At 41.9% G+C, this 17743-nt stretch carries 14 protein-coding genes and 1 pseudogene; 10 read left to right on the top strand and 5 right to left on the bottom strand.

Going from position 1 to position 17743, the window contains the following annotated elements; all coding sequences use genetic code 11:
* Positions 1-78 precede the first annotated feature (78 nt).
* From DWU89_RS05120 to DWU89_RS05110, 3 genes are read left to right on the top strand one after another with little or no spacing between them, the layout of a single operon-like run.
* Positions 79-1188: an efflux RND transporter periplasmic adaptor subunit gene (locus DWU89_RS05120; protein ID WP_115498600.1), complete on the top strand. Its 1110-nt coding sequence runs from the start codon at positions 79-81 to the stop codon at positions 1186-1188.
* Positions 1189-1194: 6 nt separating this feature from the next.
* Positions 1195-4299 (top strand): efflux RND transporter permease subunit, encoded by a 3105-nt coding sequence (locus DWU89_RS05115; RefSeq protein WP_115498599.1) that lies wholly within the window; start codon positions 1195-1197, stop codon positions 4297-4299.
* A gap of 25 nt (positions 4300-4324) precedes the next feature.
* Positions 4325-5350: a TolC family protein gene (locus DWU89_RS05110; protein ID WP_392391922.1), complete on the top strand. Its 1026-nt coding sequence runs from the start codon at positions 4325-4327 to the stop codon at positions 5348-5350.
* A gap of 7 nt (positions 5351-5357) precedes the next feature.
* Here DWU89_RS05110 and DWU89_RS05105 read toward each other — a convergent pair whose 3' ends face one another.
* On the bottom strand, positions 5358-6116 hold the full coding sequence (locus DWU89_RS05105) for a GNAT family N-acetyltransferase (RefSeq protein ID WP_115498597.1): 759 nt from the start codon (positions 6114-6116) through the stop codon (positions 5358-5360).
* Positions 6117-6218: 102 nt separating this feature from the next.
* Between DWU89_RS05105 and DWU89_RS21015 the strand changes: the two genes are divergently transcribed.
* From DWU89_RS21015 to DWU89_RS05080, 6 genes are all read left to right on the top strand, one after another.
* Positions 6219-6755, top strand: a complete 537-nt coding sequence (locus DWU89_RS21015; RefSeq protein WP_244205859.1) for a hypothetical protein — start codon at positions 6219-6221, stop codon at positions 6753-6755.
* 29 nt (positions 6756-6784) lie between these two features.
* Positions 6785-7837 carry a zinc-ribbon domain-containing protein gene (locus DWU89_RS05100; protein WP_244205858.1) on the top strand — a complete coding sequence of 351 codons (1053 nt, stop codon included), beginning with the start codon at positions 6785-6787 and terminating at the stop codon, positions 7835-7837.
* A 218-nt stretch (positions 7838-8055) separates the two neighbouring features.
* Positions 8056-9537 carry a 4Fe-4S binding protein gene (locus DWU89_RS05095; RefSeq protein WP_115498596.1) on the top strand — a complete coding sequence of 494 codons (1482 nt, stop codon included), beginning with the start codon at positions 8056-8058 and terminating at the stop codon, positions 9535-9537.
* A 13-nt stretch (positions 9538-9550) separates the two neighbouring features.
* Complete coding sequence (locus DWU89_RS05090; protein ID WP_115498662.1) at positions 9551-10960, top strand: aldo/keto reductase; 1410 nt, start codon at positions 9551-9553, stop codon at positions 10958-10960.
* A gap of 38 nt (positions 10961-10998) precedes the next feature.
* A complete protein-coding gene (locus tag DWU89_RS05085) occupies positions 10999-11679 on the top strand; it encodes a flavodoxin (protein WP_115498595.1) in 681 nt (226 codons plus the stop codon).
* Positions 11676-12545, top strand: coding sequence for an SDR family oxidoreductase (locus DWU89_RS05080; protein WP_115498594.1), 870 nt, complete (start codon positions 11676-11678; stop codon positions 12543-12545). The genes DWU89_RS05085 and DWU89_RS05080 overlap by 4 nt, the downstream gene beginning before the upstream one ends.
* A gap of 139 nt (positions 12546-12684) precedes the next feature.
* Here the strand turns inward: DWU89_RS05080 and DWU89_RS05075 are convergent, their stop codons facing one another.
* From DWU89_RS05075 to DWU89_RS05060, 4 genes and pseudogenes are all read right to left on the bottom strand, one after another.
* A complete protein-coding gene (locus tag DWU89_RS05075; RefSeq protein ID WP_187574918.1) occupies positions 12685-12849 on the bottom strand; it encodes a hypothetical protein in 165 nt (54 codons plus the stop codon).
* 476 nt (positions 12850-13325) lie between these two features.
* Positions 13326-15101, bottom strand: a complete 1776-nt coding sequence (locus DWU89_RS05070; protein WP_115498593.1) for a DGQHR domain-containing protein — start codon at positions 15099-15101, stop codon at positions 13326-13328.
* Positions 15102-15112: 11 nt separating this feature from the next.
* Positions 15113-16366: a site-specific DNA-methyltransferase gene (locus DWU89_RS05065; protein WP_115498592.1), complete on the bottom strand. Its 1254-nt coding sequence runs from the start codon at positions 16364-16366 to the stop codon at positions 15113-15115.
* Positions 16367-16772: 406 nt separating this feature from the next.
* Positions 16773-17145, bottom strand: a pseudogene (locus DWU89_RS05060) (DUF5712 family protein); the annotation flags it as partial.
* A gap of 167 nt (positions 17146-17312) precedes the next feature.
* Between DWU89_RS05060 and DWU89_RS05055 the strand changes: the two are divergent.
* The coding region (locus tag DWU89_RS05055) for an ISAon1 family transposase N-terminal region protein (RefSeq protein ID WP_147292092.1) at positions 17313-17743 on the top strand (431 nt) is incomplete at its 3' end.

Raw genomic sequence — 17743 nt, 5'->3', positions numbered from 1 at the left:
TTTCTAACTGCCTCACAAACATAGGCGTTCTACTTTTGCGACAGAAATCAGGATGAATACTAACTGTCATTTAAGTTTATGCATATGAAAAAGAGAATGCTACATTTGATTTTGCTTGCGATGCTGCTTCTTGCGGGATGTAAGAAGAGTGTGGAGGAAAAAGAGGGCGGTAACTATCAGCACAGGGGCGACACGGTTATTGTCGCCAATCCGATACTGAATGAGAAGTTGAAAGTTGCGGAGGTGCAACTCATGCCCTATTCCAAAGAGGTTGTCACAGCGGGAACGGTGCAAGCCATTCCGACACAGTTCGCCTACGTCGCACCGCCTTTCTCAGGCCGGGTAATGAAATCGTATGTCCGCTTGGGACAACAGGTGCAGGAAGGAACGCCGCTGTTTGAAATCAGTTCACCCGATTTTACCACCGCACAGAAAGATTTTTTCCAGGCCCACCTCTCACGCGAGCTGGCACAGAAAGATTTCCGTCGTAAAAAAGACCTGACGGAAAATGGTGTGAGCTCGGAAAAAGAACTGGAGGAGGCGGAAAACACCTTGCTTATAGCCGAGAAGGAATATGAGAACGCCCTGGCCGCTCTACGGGTCTACCAAGTGGACGAGCCGGAGAAGATGGTACTCGGACAACCTCTAATGGTCCGCGCTCCTATCACCGGAAATGTGATTCAGAACAACATCGTCACCGGACAATACCTAAAGGATGACTCCGAACCGATTGCAGTAGTTGCCGACCTATCGAAAGTTTGGATTACGGCACAGGTGAAAGAAAAGGATATCCGTTTTATCCGGGAAGGAAACAAACTTGATATCGAAGTATCCGCTTTTCCCGGTAAGCATATCGAAGGAACGGTTTTTCACGTCGAAGAATCGGTCGACGAGAGCACCCGCTCCATCCGTGTACTGTCGATATGCGATAACCGGGAAGAAATGCTGAAATTAGGGATGTACACAACCATGCATTTCATCAGCGAACCGGCCGGAATGATTCATATTGCCGAAAAAGCGCTTCTACAAGGTGAAAAGGATAGCTATGTATATGTACAGACAGCGGAAAACAGATATGTGCGCAGGCCGGTGGAAGTGGAAATTGTAAAAGAAGGGCTGGCAGTAATAGCTTCCGGGCTACAGGAAGGCGAGAGCGTGATTAGTGAAGGTGGTTACTACTTAAAATAAGATACGATGAAAAAAGATATGATGTTGACCGTTATACGGAAACGCTGGGTGATGCTCTGCCTGTTTCTGATGCTGTGCGTGTTCGGCTACTATTCCTGGAAGCAGTTGTCCATCGAGGCTTATCCGGATATCGCCGACGTAACGTCGCAGGTAGTGACACAAGTACCCGGATTGGCAGCCGAAGAAGTGGAACAACAGATTACCATTCCCCTGGAACGCGTCATCAACGGGTTACCCGGCATGCACGTGATGCGCAGCAAAAGCACCTTCGGGCTTTCAATGATTACCATTGTCTTTAAAGACGGGACCGAGGACTACTGGAGCCGGCAGCGGGTACAGGAAAGGCTGAACGAGATAGAACTCCCTTACGGCGCCGTGCCGGGACTGGACCCGCTGACATCGCCGATCGGCGAAATTTACCGCTATCTGATAGAGAGCGACAACCACTCGCTACGCGAACTGACGGACCTTCAGAACTGGGTGGTTATCCCGCGTATCAAAGAGGTATCGGGCGTGGCGGACGTGACCAACTTCGGCGGCATCACGACACAATTCCAGGTGGAAGTCGACCCGCGGAAGCTGGAACAATACGATTTGTCGCTCGCACAGGTGATCGAAGCGATTGAAAACAATAATGCCAACGTGGGGGGAAGTGTCCTGAACCGGGGTGACCTGGGCTATGTGGTACGTGGCATCGGACTGATAGAGGGATTGGACGATCTGGGAAAGATTGTTGTAAGTTCGGAAGGCGGCGTCCCTATTTTCCTTAACGATATCGGTACACTCCGGTATGGGAACCTCGAAAGAAAGGGAGTTTTCGGTTACAGCGACCGGAGCCGTGAATACAGCGAGAGTCTTGAAGGAATCGTGTTGTTGCTGAAGCACGAGAATCCGTCGGAAGTGCTGGCTGAGGTACATGCGGCGGTAGAAGAACTGAACAACGAGACGCTCCCGGAAGGTGTGCGGATTCACACCTTCCTCGACCGCACAAGCCTGGTGGAGACAACGCTCAGTACAGTGTCGCATACGCTGATGATGGGAATGGCGCTGGTCGTGTTGGTGCTGATTGTGTTTCTTGGCAACTGGCGTGGGGCACTACTGGTTTCGGTGACTATTCCGGTAGCTTTGCTGATCGCTTTTATCCTGATGAAGATGACGGACATTCCGGCAAATTTGCTATCGTTGGGGGCAATCGATTTCGGGATTATCGTGGACGGGGCGATCGTAATGATGGAGACGATTCTCAAAAAACGGGAGGATCATGCGGGCGAATATATCGAGGAAACGAGTATCGCCCGGCGGGCAAAGGAGGTTGGAAAACCGATCTTGTTTTCGACAGTTATCATCATCACCGCCTATCTTCCGCTCTTTGCCTTCGAACGGGTCGAACGGAAACTGTTCACGCCGATGGCTTTCACAATGAGTTATGCCATGATAGGCGCACTATTGGTTGCACTACTGTTGATACCGGGCATTGCCTACGCGATCTATCGCAAGCCGCGCCGGATTTATAAGAACAGATGGCTGGAAAAGCTAAGGGATAGATATGCCGCCGTAGTGGAAAAGATACTGGACAGGCCGCGCCGGATTTTTGTACCCGTAGCAGTGATCCTTATTGCCGGAATCGTATTGAGCATCACAGTCGGAAAGGATTTCCTTCCGACGCTCGACGAAGGTTCTATCTGGTTGCAAGTGAACCTGCCGCCAGGACTGTCGGTTGAGAAATCGAGGGAGATGTCCGACACGCTCCGGGCCCGCACGATGAAATATCCCGAAGTGACCTACATCGCCGTGCAGGCAGGACGAAACGATGACGGGACGGACCCCTTCACGCCCTCGCATTTCGAGGTGTCGGTAGGTATCAGGCCTTATAACGAATGGTCAAGAGGAAAAACGAAGAACGATTTGATTGAAGAGTTAGCGAAAGAATATGAAACATTGCCCGGATTCCGCGTAGGCTTCAGCCAGCCGATGATCGACGGCGTGATGGATAAAATCGCCGGAGCGCACAGCGAACTTGTTGTCAAGGTGTATGGGAATGAACCGCGCGAGACACGAAGGATTGCCGAGGAAGTAATGAATGTGTTGAGAGAAGTCGACGGCGCGGTCGATTTAGACATCGATCAGGAACCGCCCCTGCCCCAGTTGCAGATTATGATGAACCGGGACGCAATCGCCCGCTACGGACTGAATGTCTCGGATGTTTCGGACCTGGTCGAAGTGGCTATCGGCGGGAAAGCAGTCGCACAACTCTATCAGGGCGATCGCCAATACGACATCACCTGCAAATATAAGGAAGAAACGCGCGACACGCCGGAGAAGATTGCCGGCCTGATGCTAACCTCCCAAACAGGTGCGAAAATTCCCCTCTCGCAAGTTGCCGAAGTACGGCTCAGCACGGGCGAAAGCACGATCACGCGCGAGATGAACCGGCGCCACCTCACCGTCAAGCTCAACCTGCGCGGGCGCGACTTAGCTTCATTCCTGAAAGAGGCACAGAGCAGGATAGCGGAAAAGGTGCAATACGACAAGGACAAATACACGATCAAATGGGGCGGACAGTTTGAAAACCAGAACAGGGCCTATTCGCGCTTAGCTATTATTATCCCGCTCACGCTGATGCTGATGTTCATACTTCTTTATAGCACATTCGGGAAGTTCCGGCAGGCTACGCTGGTGTTAGGTATCGTCCCCTTAGCGCTTTTCGGTGGGATGTTGGCACTCAACTTGCGGGGCATGACGCTCAATGTCTCTTCCGCCGTAGGTTTCATCGCGATGTTCGGGCTCTCGATACAGAACGGTATTATCATGGTGTCGCACATCAACGGGTTGCGCAAGGCGGGAATGCCGTTATACGAATCCGTTTGCCAAGGGACGCGACACCGCTTTCGTCCGATTCTGATGACGTCTGTCACGACAATCCTCGGGTTGCTACCAGCATCGTTGGCAACGGGTATCGGGAGTGATGTACAACGTCCGTTGGCAACGGTAATCGTCTACGGACTGATGTTCTCGACACTGATCTCGATGTTTGTGCTTCCGACCTTTTATTATCTGATTGAAAAAAGAAATTTAATAACAAATAGCCATGAAGAAAATGAAACGATATAAGATCCTCATCATCTTTCTTATATATATGACATATAATGAAGTTTCCGCTCAAACCATCGGAACTGTACCGTCGAAAGAACTGAATTTCCGGGAGTATCTGACGCGTGTCGGCAAAAACAACCTCAATTACCTGGCCGAGCAGCTTAATGTCGACATCGCACAGGCGGAAATTATCGCCCAAAAGGTTCTCCCCGACCCTGACCTGGAGTTTGAAGCGGCCGATGAAACATTTTCCTTAGGGTTAGGCTATTCCCTGGAACTTGGCAATAAACGCAGAGCGCGGGTGAAGTTAGCGCGCAGCATGGCGGAATATGAAAAACTGTCGCTTGAATATTATTTCCAGGAATTAAGGGCCGAATCGGCTAATCTTTTCCTGGAAGCCATTCTGCAAAGGGAACTGTTGCACGTAAAAACAGATTCCTACGAATATATGCGGCAGTTAAGCCATTCGGACAGCCTGCGCTTCCTATCGGGCGAGATAACCGAAAACGATGTACGGCAGTCGAGGCTCGAAGCCTCGGCTTTGCTTAACGAAGTCTATGAACAGGAGGCGACATACAAGTCTGCCTTGGCCGTACTGAACCAAAATATGGGAGCAACGACCGATACACTGACCGTGCCGGCCGGGACATGGGAGATGCTGGAACGGGAGTTCGATCTTTCCACACTGATAAAAGAGGGACTGGAAAAGCGCATCGACCTGCTTGCTTCGGAAAAGGGAATCGAGATCAGTACGAATGAATACAAACTGACCCGTGCCGAGAGACGGCCGGATATCGGTCTGTCGCTTTCATACGAGAGGGACTGGAACGGCTTCCTTCCTCCTTCCCGCTCCCTGACCGGCGGGATCAGCATTCCGCTGAAATTCTCCAACATCAATAAAGGAGCGGTAAAAGCAGCTAAGTTTCGTATCGAGCAATCGAATATCAGGAAAAGGGACTTAGCGCTCCAAGTCCGGACCGAAATCAGCCAGGCATGGTATAATTTTGGATATGCCTCCGCGCTGATCGAACTGGAAAAGACCTGCGGGATCTGGGATGTGGAATTTTAGAATTCTATTATTGCTTTTCCCTCTTTTTCAATATTCTTTCCAGATAACTGACATCCAACAAATTTACTGTTTCAAATTTACCTTTATAGAATACGCTCCAGTTATTGAAAACGCAAGGCAATTCTTTTGCCTTGCGCAATGTATCCACTTTTATTAAATCGACTGGAATCTTATGCGTCTCACAATACCGTTTTATCATTTCTACATTTTGATGAATATAGGGGCATTGCATATCATAATAAATAGTCAAGATTTTGCTATCGATGCTTAGTTTCTTCGCATTCCCTGCAAATTGAGGTACTGTCCCATCAAAGGAAAGCGCCAACAACTCATACCCATTTTCGGTGGTATCGACAACCTCAAAACCGAATTTCATAGCAAAAGACTGATCAGAAAGCCATGATTTTTGTTTTTTCGCACCAAGCATACAAACGCCGGACTTACCCTTCTTTTTGGCATCAGTTAAGCAATACTCCATCAGAGCTTTTCCATACCCTTTTCCTTTATAGTTACCGGAAACCCATAAGCAATATATATAATAATAGTTGTCACCGGTTATGGGAACCCAAGCTGTTTCAAGAGGAGCATATTCAATAAAAACCACAGCCTTCTCATTCAACTTTCTAAAAACATGGCCTTCCCCCAACCGCTCAGAGAGCCATTGCCGTTTTGCCTCCACTCCTGGATGGGGCTTTTTACTGCGGATAATGCAACATAAATGCTCATCGGCAAGGTTTTCTGCTGTCAAGTTAACAAAATCAATCATCGTTACTTCTTTCTTATAGTTTTTATAACTCAACCAAAGATACAATTTTGATTGAAGTTTTACAGAAATTACAAAAATATTATCTTTACGAAAAATATTCTTATGTCAAAACAAAGGCTAACACACGAACATAGGTGCCCCCAATATAGAGGGACCAATCGGAAATCCCATGCAGAATTTGTTGAAGATTTGAAATCCAAAAGAGATGATGTTATTATAATCAGTAAGTATGTGAAAGCACTTGAAAAAGCCAAGTTCAGATTTTTGAAATGTGGACATGAATGTGATATAACCCCTGCACATATTCTTAGCGGCAGGGGATGTCCGGAATGTGGGCGATCCCGCCGGGGAGAATCTCAACGCCTATCAATGGAAATCTTTTTAGAACGTCTTCATAAAATCGATTCGAATCTTGTTGTGAAGGGGGATGGAATATATATAAATAATCATACACTAATGCCACTCCACTGTAATGCCTGCGGATATGAATACAAAATATCACCTCATGATGTTTTGAGTAAACGTGGCTGTCCAAATTGCCACAGGGCATGTACCTCCTTTTTAGAGCAGTTCATATACCACACATTTACCCACATTCTAAACAAATCTAAAGTAATATCAAGAGAAAAAACACTATAGGAGTTGAATTAGACATATATATACCAGAATTGAAAGCAGCCATAGAACCCGGTTCATGGTACTGGCATAAAAATCTGGTAGCAAAAGACTGGAAAAAGCATCTGTTGTGTAAGGATAAAGGGATCAGACTTATTACCATATATGATCACTATGATGAAACAACAGCTCCTTTTGATAATTGCCTTGTGACACATTGTGATCTTACCTCCCGCCGAAATACCAATAAACTGATTGAAATGACAAAAGCCATCCTCTCTGAATTTGGCTTAGATTCAAACCTTGATATAAATGAATGGGAAGAAATTAAAAGGAATGCTCAAATCGATTCAAGGCGGATGACAACAGATGAATTTAAAGAAGAACTATCTAAAATAAACGATAAAATTGAAATCATTGGTGATTTTACAGGAGCTAATGATAAAATTAAAGCACGATGTAAAACCTGCAACCATGAATGGTATGTGGTACCGACGTCTTTACGTTTAGGTTCAGGATGTCCTAAATGTGCAGGCACTTTAAAAATAACGAATAATAAATTCATTGAAAGATTAAACTTATTACAACCCAATATGATACCTCTGACAGGGTATATCAACAATAGCACTAATATAACAATAAAATGTAAAGTATGTGACTATATATGGTCTACTCAACCGTATCATCTTTTAGCAAAATCTGGCAGAACAGGTTGTCCTAAGTGTTCCAATAAGGCACGAAGGACCCATGGTGATTTTGTCGCGGAAATCGCAAAGTTGTCACCTACAATTAAAATCCTGGGAACATATGTATGCAGGCGTGAACCTATATTAGTACAATGTAGCGAATGCAATAAGGTCTGGCAGTCGTATCCAGGAAATTTATTGAAAGGACAAGGTTGTAAAAGCTGCAAACTAAAGAATACAATACGAAAAAGGAGTAGAAAGATAAGGTGCATCAATACCGGAGAGATATTCGATACACTTAAAGAAGCTGCTGAAAAATATAATATAAGCAGCTCGGCAATCTGCCTATGTTGCTGTAAAAAACCAAAGAATAAGCATGCCGGAGGACAAAAGTGGGAATATATTGATCTCATAGGCTAATCCAAAGGCGGCGGCGAACTGTCAATTCTTTTTGCCATTACACATAGGGCTTCCCGATATTCCGATGGAGAATAGCTGGTGCGCCATGCCAATATTCTTCATAGGAGGTAAGAATCCGCAATAATGGTAAATGTAACCGTAATTTATCTATCTTCTATCTGTTTGGCATACTCTATTTTTGCAAAAAATAAAAGACAACAACTTATAGAAAATAGATTATGTTACGAAAAATCAGACTAACTCTCGCCATTCTGTTTTTCACCCTGGTGACACTCCTGTTCCTTGATTTCACAGGGACGGCGCATGCCTGGTTCAGATGGATGGCAAAAATTCAGTTCCTGCCGGCAGTACTGGCTTTAAACATAGGAGCCGTGGTGTTGCTCATTCTCCTGACATTAGTTTTCGGCCGTATCTACTGTTCTGTCATTTGCCCTTTGGGGGTATTTCAAGACGCAGTGGCATGGTTGGGCAAGAAGCGGAAAAAGAACCGCTACGGTTATTCTAAAGCTTTAAATTGGTTGCGCTACGGTGTGCTGGGACTTTTTATCGTGGCACTTATCGCCGGAATAGGCTCGCTTGTCGCGTTGCTTGCTCCCTACAGTTCTTACGGACGGATGGCAAACAACCTGTTTCAGCCGTTGTGGCAATGGAGTAACAACGGGCTTGCTTATCTGTCGGAACGCGCCGGCAATTATGCCTTCTATTCGGTGGATGTCTGGATGAAAAGCCTTTCTACTTTTATCATTGCCGCCTTCACTTTTATAATCATCGCCATCCTGGCATGGCGTGGCGGGCGTACTTATTGCAATACCATTTGTCCGGTGGGTACCGTACTTGGCTTTCTCGCTAAATATGCGTGGCTGAAGCCGGTGATCGATACCTCCAAATGTGTAAACTGCAACCTTTGTGCCCGCAATTGCAAATCGGCGTGCATCGATGTGAAAGAGCACAAGATAGACTACAGCCGGTGTGTGGCATGTATGGACTGTATCGGCAAATGCCATAAGGGGGCCATCAGCTATACCCATCCTTCCGGCAAGGATGCGACACCGGCATCAAATGAGAAAATAGACAATACCCGCCGTAGCTTTCTCACAACGACAACTGTGCTGGCAACGACTTCTGCCCTGAAAGCACAGGAGAAAAACGTGGACGGCGGATTGGCAAAGATAGAAGACAAGCTAATCCCCAACCGTACTACCCCGCTGACACCTCCGGGTTCATTCAGTGCACGCAACCTGACACAGCATTGCACCGCCTGCCAACTGTGCATATCGGCATGTCCCAACGGAGTGCTCCGCCCCTCTACCGATTTAATGAAACTGATGCAGCCCGAAATGTCTTACGAGCGTGGCTATTGCCGTCCCGAATGTACAAAATGCTCCGAAGTTTGTCCGGCCGGAGCCATCCATCCGTTAACGGTCGAGGATAAATCGGCCGTCCAGATCGGCCATGCCGTATGGGTAAAGAAAAACTGTATTCCGCTGAGAGACGGTGTGGATTGTGGCAACTGTGCCCGTCACTGTCCTACCGGGGCCATCCAAATGGTTCCTTCCGATCCCGATAGATCCGACTCTCCGAAAATTCCGATAATAAACGTGGAGCGTTGCATCGGTTGTGGAGCTTGCGAGAATCTCTGTCCGGCACGCCCGTTCAGCGCCATCTATGTGGAAGGACACGAAATGCACAGAACTGTTTAATGAAAAAAAGAAGATTATGGAAAAGAAACGAAAAGAAATGAACCGCCGCAGTTTCCTGAAAGTCCTTGGAACAGGAGCTGCTGCCTCCACCGCCACTCTGTATGGTTGTGGAGATATAAATCAGAACCTGACTCCCGAAGGTACGGCCACAGGTGAAATTCCGACCGACAAAATGACTTACCGCACCAATCCTTCCACCGGCGACAAGGTGTCGCTCTTAGGATATGGATGTATGCGTTTGCCGACAATAAGCACCCCCGATGCCGGAGAGGGAGCCGACGAGATAGACCAGGAGATGGTGAATCACCTGACGGATTACGCCCTGGCACATGGTGTCAATTATTTTGATACCTCCCCTGCCTATTGCAAAGGACGCTCCGAGCACGCCATGGGTATAGCCTTGAGCCGGCATCCGCGTGACAGCTATTTTATAGCGACCAAACTTTCTAACTTTTCGCCCGCTACCTGGAGCCGTGAAGCATCCATGGCCATGTACCGCAATTCATTCAAAGAGCTGCAAGTAGACTACATCGACTACCTGTTGTTGCACGGCATCGGTATGGGAGGCATGGAAGCGCTGAAGGGACGGTATCTGGATAATGGCATGCTCGACTTCCTGGTTCGCGAACGGGAAGCCGGACGAATCCGTAATCTCGGCTTCTCTTATCATGGCGATATAGAGGTATTCGATTACCTGCTTTCCCGTCATGATGAATTCCAATGGAATTTCGTACAGATACAATTGAATTATGTGGATTGGAAGCATGCGAAAGAAACCAATCCGCGAAACACGGATGCGGAATACCTGTATGGCGAACTGACCAAGCGAGGCATTCCGGCCATCATCATGGAGCCGTTGTTGGGCGGTCGTCTGTCCAATGTCCCGACACATATCATCTCCCTGCTCAAACAGCGTGAACCGGAAAGTAGCGTCGCCTCCTGGGCATTCCGATTTGCCGGGACATGGCCCGGTGTACTGACTGTCCTTAGCGGTATGACCTATATGGAACATTTGCAGGATAACCTGCGGACCTATGCACCTTTGAAACCCTTGACCGATGATGACAAGGCGTTTTTGGAAGATACGGCGCAACTGATGTTGAAATACCCTACCGTACCTTGCAACGACTGTAAATACTGTATGCCATGCCCGTATGGTATTGACATTCCGGCGATTCTGCTGCATTATAACCGGTGCGTAAACGAAGGGAATGTGCCCGAAAGCAGCCAGGACGAAAACTACCGCAAGGCACGCCGTGCTTTCCTTGTGGGGTATGACCGGAGCGTACCCCGTTTGCGGCAGGCCAACCACTGTATCGGGTGTAACCAATGCTCGCTCCACTGTCCGCAAAACATACAGATACCGGAGCAGTTGCAACGCATAGACCAGTTTGTGGAACAGTTAAAACAAGGTACGATATAATATAAAATAGATAGCAATACACATAAATAGAAAACAATATGACAAAGATTTATCAGAAAGTAGGAATTGTAGCAGTAGCACTGTTGGGTTCCACCTTATTATGGGTTCATGCAGAAACAAGAAATCAGGAAATGCCTATGGAATCTGCCATCGTTGAGAACACTACCACTGTACAAGCAGGAGGTAAAGTGTTGGTAACTTACTTTACATGGCCCGAACCGGATGGAACGGATGCTAAGACAGGTGCCAGCCGTGTCATCTCAAACGGCAGACTTTACGGTAATACGGAATACATAGCGCATATTATCAGTGAAGCAACCGGAGGAGATTTGTTTGCCATCAAAACCGAGCGCACCTATCCGGCTCCCCATAAGGCATTGATCGATGCAGCTAAAAAGGAAGCGGAAGCCAAACAGCATCCCAAGCTGACAACACATATCAAAAACCTGGAGGATTATGACATCATCTTCGTTGGCTATCCCAATTGGTGGTACGATATGCCGATGGCTATTTATTCTTTTTTCGATGAATATGATTTCAGCGGAAAAACCATTATTCCGTTTGTCACCCACGGAGGAAGTCGTTTCTCGCAATCGGTGGAAACGATAGCCACAATGGAAAAGAATGCAAAAGTGATTAAAGGGCCGTCCATTTCCGCAGGAAGTGTACCCAAAGCTAAGGAAGATGTGGTAAAATGGCTGAAAGAACAAGATTTATGAAAAAAGAAGTTATGATTTTGACTGGTGCAGGTCAGATAGGTATGGCAATTGCACGCCGTATGGGTTATGGAAAGAAAATAGTAATTGGAGATAAAAATGTGGAGCATGCCAAAGCCATTGCAAGGATCATGAACGAAGCCGGTTTTGATGCGGTTGCCATACAAATGGATCTTTCATCCCGTTCGTCTGTTCTTTCGATGATTGCAGAAGCATTGAAGTATGGAGAAGTTTCAATGTTGATTAATGCCGCAGGCGTTTCACCCAGTCAGGCATCAATAGAGACCATCTTGAAAGTCGATTTATACGGAACAGCTGTATTATTAGAAGAAATTGGTAAAGTAATAAAGGAAGAGGGTGTAGGTATAACTATCTCCAGCCAATCCGGACACCGTATGCCGGCTCTCATTCCGGAAGTAGATGAACAATTAGCTCTCACACCAACGGAAAAACTACTGAAACTCGAAGTACTGCAACCCAAAAACATTAAAGATACGTTACACGCCTACCAGATAGCGAAACGTTGCAACGTGAAACGTGTCATGGCGGAAGCTGTGAAATGGGGAGAAAAAGGAGCGCGAATAAATTCTATTTCTCCAGGAATCATAGTGACTCCACTGGCATTAGATGAATTTAATGGACCAAGAGGAGATTTCTATCAGAATATGTTTGCCAAATGTCCCGCAGGCCGTCCGGGAACAGCAGATGAAGTAGCTAATGTTGCAGAGCTTCTGATGAATGACAAAGGGGCATTCATTACCGGTGCAGATTTTCTGATAGACGGTGGTGCAACGGCATCTTTTTTCTACGGACCATTGAAACCAGGGAAACGAGATAAAGATTCTTTTGTGCCACTTGGCGAGCCGTAACCCATAGGGTTAGGAGGGATAAAGCTATGGGGTGGAAGCCGTAAGGCATAGGGTTATATATCATTTTCCGCTGTTATATATATATTTGAATATCATTCATATATAATTTACTCAATACTCCATAGGGATGAGTATTTTATCAAACCTCTACCACAGGCTTTACCTCTAATTTTTTAAGGAGCATTTTATCGTTTTGACAAACCATATATTCATTTTTCTTAAGCACTTTCAATGTGCCTTTTTCGAGAAATAGTTTTTCTAACCTTGCGGTATCAATCCTCTCACCCTCATTAAATTTATCCATGCTAAATACTTCATACTGTTAAAACGTATATCTGTTTTTCTGTATTATTATCAAATACTTCTTTCTCAAATGAGAGATCGCAAGACAAACTACATCCGTCAACAAACAAAATAAATTTTTATGTTTTTTTAAACATAGTCTGTTACCTACTAAAAAAGAAAGAGGTTGTGCCAGTATTTTAATACAACCTCTTTGCTTGATTTTTCTTTTGTTTTCAGTGATCCGCCTGGGATTCTCTCAACAGAGTTACCATACTGATATTTAAAACTTTATATTTTAACTTCAGGCATATCCCATGAATATCCCACTAATTTGCCATGTACTTTTGCAGTAGTTTGCTCATGGAGAATACTGAGGACAAAGATAGCTTAAAATCTCTTATGAGAAATAATAATTTTAAAAAGCCAAAATGAAATATCAAAAACAGATCAAATAATCATTAAAAAAAATACAACTTTCATTGAATCATGTGGCATTTATTCAAAATATCTTGCATATATATCTTTTCCCATTTTTCTATATTGACTAGACTTGTATTTTTTAAAGTCAAATTTATCGATATCTTTTAATTTCTCTTTATAGCTTTGAACATCTGATATTTTATTATTCTCAATTAGTAATCTTAATACATTTAACACTCCATTTATAAATGTAACAGTTAATATTCCATTAGGATTTCGAGGAGTATATGTTTCCCATTTATCTGAGCTTAATTCAGATTTAAAGGCAATTAAAAGATCTCTTATTTTCGTAATGCAAAAACAAATATATTCATTCAGGATTTGATATTCTTCTGATTTACTTTCTTTTAGCATAGCTTTGTTTTGATTTTTCCATAAGCTATATAAACTATCGTTACTTTTTATGTCATCAAGTTTAATTAATGGCTTTAAACCAAAACTAACAATTGAAGCCGTTTTAATTTTACCCTTTTCAAAAGAGTATTGCTCAATTAAATTACTTAATGGACCATTCGAATTAAGCCCTTTTAAAATTCTTTTACCTATAGCGACATTTGAGAATGGAGTAATCATTAATTCTATCTCTTGTTGCAATTTAGGCTTTACTTTGGTCTGGTTTAGGTTAATTTCTAAAAATAGATTAGCTTCAAATTTTAATCGACTTTCTTTACTTTCCTTTTGAGGAAATAAAATTCCAGTAACTAATAAATTTTGTATCTTTCTCAGTTTGGCAATATGAGATTCGTAGATATCATCTCCTTCATGATAAGCATAGGTTCTATGTTGACCATCAATTAGTCCTATAATATTACACTCATCATTAATCTCTATCAAAGCCGGAGTTACATTTGTAGAAGCATTATCTCCTTCAAATTCACCTTTATCATTTATTATAATAGGATTTCCTTTGCGATCAAATAGTTTAATTTGGTTTTCTGCAATTGTAGAAATAATATTGTTTATAAAAACTCTGCTATTTTCTGTCAAATACTTTCTCATACTTGATATTTTTTTTGCTTCGAACATTCTTTGGTAGTAGCCTATGTTATCTTTTTCTCTCCAACCTTCTTGGCGTAAAACATAAGCTCTTTTTATTAATGATTCAGCATCAATATAAAAAGATACAATTTTATAACCTTCTTTAAAAGAACTTTTTTCTTCTGGCAAAATATGTCCTGAGAATTTATTGATGGAAATATGTCCTGATCCTAAAATATTTTCACCAAATTCGTTAAATGGGATACCTATAAATTCTAAGAATTCGTATTTACTTGATCTTTTTATTACTTTTGTCAAACTTTTGAAATATTGTACTACATGATAATCAAAGTAAATCACATCATTAACAACATTTTTATGTTCTTCTGATATGCTTTTTTTAGAGCAATATAAGATCTTTACTCTTAACTGATTAATGGAATATTTATCTTTTATATTATCTTGGTAATACTTTTTAAAACTGCTAAGTTTTTCTTCTTGCAGCATAAAATTTATGAAGGCCTTTTTATCACTGTTAACTCTATTATAGAAAATACTTTTCTTTAATAAATGAGGATCTCCAATGGTGTATTCTGTTAACAAAATAACATTCTCAAATATAAATATATCATCTAATTCCGATGTTCTCCCTTCATAATTAAATTCTTTACCATCAATGTAAGACAGCTTATCGAAACCTATATTTTTAAGAATATCGCATATCTCTTTTTTCTGATTTCGTTGCTCGTTGCGTTGATAAATTTCGACAGAAGAGAGTTTTTTTTTGTTTTTCTTTGTATTTTTCTTTGCCATAGTGGAAGTCTTTAGTCGTAATCTTTTTCGTTTAAATCAACACAGATATCACTTATCACTTTAACTTTTGGGGATGACATATCTATATTTTTAATATATGAATAGGAATTTGTTTTTGAATAACCAAAAACATTTTTGGATTTTACTTTATTTTCTTTTACACACTTAAATATTGCTTCTATTCCAAATTTTGACAAAGGGGGCTTGACTATAATTTCGTTGATAAGTTTTAAAATATTATCCGATTCAGCATCACCTATAATTTGATATTCAGCAACTATAGACTTATTTCTTTTACTACTTCTATTTTTTATTGTAACAAAAATTTTAAAATCATCCCTTGCTGTTTCTTCTTCAATTTTATTTATAAGTAAACGGGCATATTTTAACACCCTTAAATTCAAAATTTGTATCTCAAAGTCACTCTGATTATTTTGTTGCTCCAATAATTCATATTCTTTCCTGTATTTTTTTATCGTTCGCTTAAGATAATTTTCAAACATTTTTATATATTCATTATTGAGTTCAAATCCAATGTAATTCCTTTTCATATAAGCAGATTGAGATAGCACTGTTCCACTTCCTGCAAAAGGGTCTAATATTATATCATTTTCATCCGTGCTTATTTGTACCATGGTTGCTACTAATTCTTTTGGCAGTGGACAAAAATGGCGAATATACTCATCTCCCCAAGATCCTTGAACAGGAATAGGGAATTCCCATATTTCATCTAATGCTTTTCCTTTTGGATTATATCTTTCTGGATATTTAACCCACCATTTTTTTAATTGTGAAGTGTCGTAGATTCTTACTTTATCTTTGTTTGACTTATATTTTGGAGACTTTGAAAAGAATAATATGTATTCAAATTTTCTTTGCATAAATCCGTTTGTAGACCAAGGAACTGTTTTATCTTTTTTCCAAATAATTATATCTTGGAGAAACCAACCTATATCTTTAAGTTTATTAGCTAGATCAAAAGGTAGAGAAACTACTTGATTATTTCTTTTAAAAGTATCAATTATAATCCAAAGTGTACCATCATCTTTTGTGATTTTCAAGATTTGTCCAAATATGTTTTGCAAATCATTCAAGTAGTCTTCATATATCTGTCCATAGCCAACTTGATTTTCAGAACCGTAATCTTTCATGTCAAAATACGGTGGTGATGTGATCGTAGTTTGGATTTCTATATTTTGCGGTATCGATTCAAGAATATGTCTAGAGTCAATATTGTATACTTGATTTAATTTGTTTTTTGCCATCTTTCTTTTACAATGTATGTATACTTGTTTAAGATATATTAGTTAAATAAGTTTACTATAAGTAGACTTGCTGGTAAGTGGGGTTCACTTATGGAGTACAAAAATACAAATAAAAACAAAAAAGCAGTATAACTTTACCTTCAAATATTTTACTAACTTGATTTTAGCATGCTAAAGCAATTTTATAGTATCATTTAATAGTTAGTGTGAATTATAGTCTTGGAGATTTTTTCTTTTTCTTCTTAGGTTCGAGTATGTGTTCATTAGATTGGAATGAAAAGCTTGTTTCTTATGAAATGAAAGAAATGAATAAACCGCATGTTTGATCTTTTCTAAAACCGATAGAAATAAGGCTTTGCTGATTACTATGCTGATCGACTTCTATTATTCTTTCATCGGATTGAGCTTCTTGCCCTTGCAGCTTAAGCTGTTCAGATATAGAACCGTTCTTCATGGTGTTGATATACTCAAATGATTCAGATAGTTGGCAATCGTAGCCAAAGAGTTTGTCAAAACTCTGTTCTGTTTGTTGAAAGAGGTTTACTCGGTCAAACCACCTTTGATTACCCCTCTCTTGGTGCTTTTGTGATTGGTAAGCGGTGATAACTTCTTTTTATTGGATTGGTCTTTTTGCTGACTATCAAATGACAGTGCATATTCAGTTCATTATCTGAACGGCTACGATCAAAATGAATCTTACCGTAAAATTTTGTATCCAAAGCAGATAGTTCTTTGTTGAAGTTACTGGCATATTCGGGGATAAACACCTCACGAATATAGGTGTTTATCAAATTATTAATATTTCAAGCCGGACTTATTGGTTCCCAAGATAGAGGCTTTGAAGAAAAAAGTCCTTTTCAAATATGAAATAGAGAGTCGGTTATTTTCAATGGATGATATGTAACTATTCTTCAGAAGACGGAACAAGGATTGAATGGAACCCGAAATGGAAATAAGATCGCTATATAATATTGGCTTTGATACATTATTCAAGGCATTTAAGGCATTTGCTGATTATGAAATGCGTAAACAAATTCCGGCTCACCCGATATTTTCTTGGGGATACATTAGTGGCTCACCCCGAAAAGTTGTGGAGAAAGCAAAAAATAATTATTTTTGCTCAATGGAAACAGGTTACGAACTATTCTTACCCGAAGGCATATTGACTTACTTTGAAGTAACCCATGCCGATCGCACAGCAACAGCTATATTAATATACTTAGATGAGAAGGATTTATCCGAGGAAGAACGAAGTGGAAAACATCTTCAATCCAAAGGATTTTATCCTCCTGCCTCTATTCATGACTTTCCATTGCGTGGAAAAAGTCTAATCCTTCACGTTCGCCGTCGCCGTTGGGTTGACCTGGATACCGGCAA

Origin of the sequence: Parabacteroides acidifaciens (assembly GCF_003363715.1) — a bacterium.
GTDB lineage: Bacteria > Bacteroidota > Bacteroidia > Bacteroidales > Tannerellaceae > Parabacteroides > Parabacteroides acidifaciens.
This window is presented reverse-complemented; position numbering and strand designations above follow the sequence as displayed.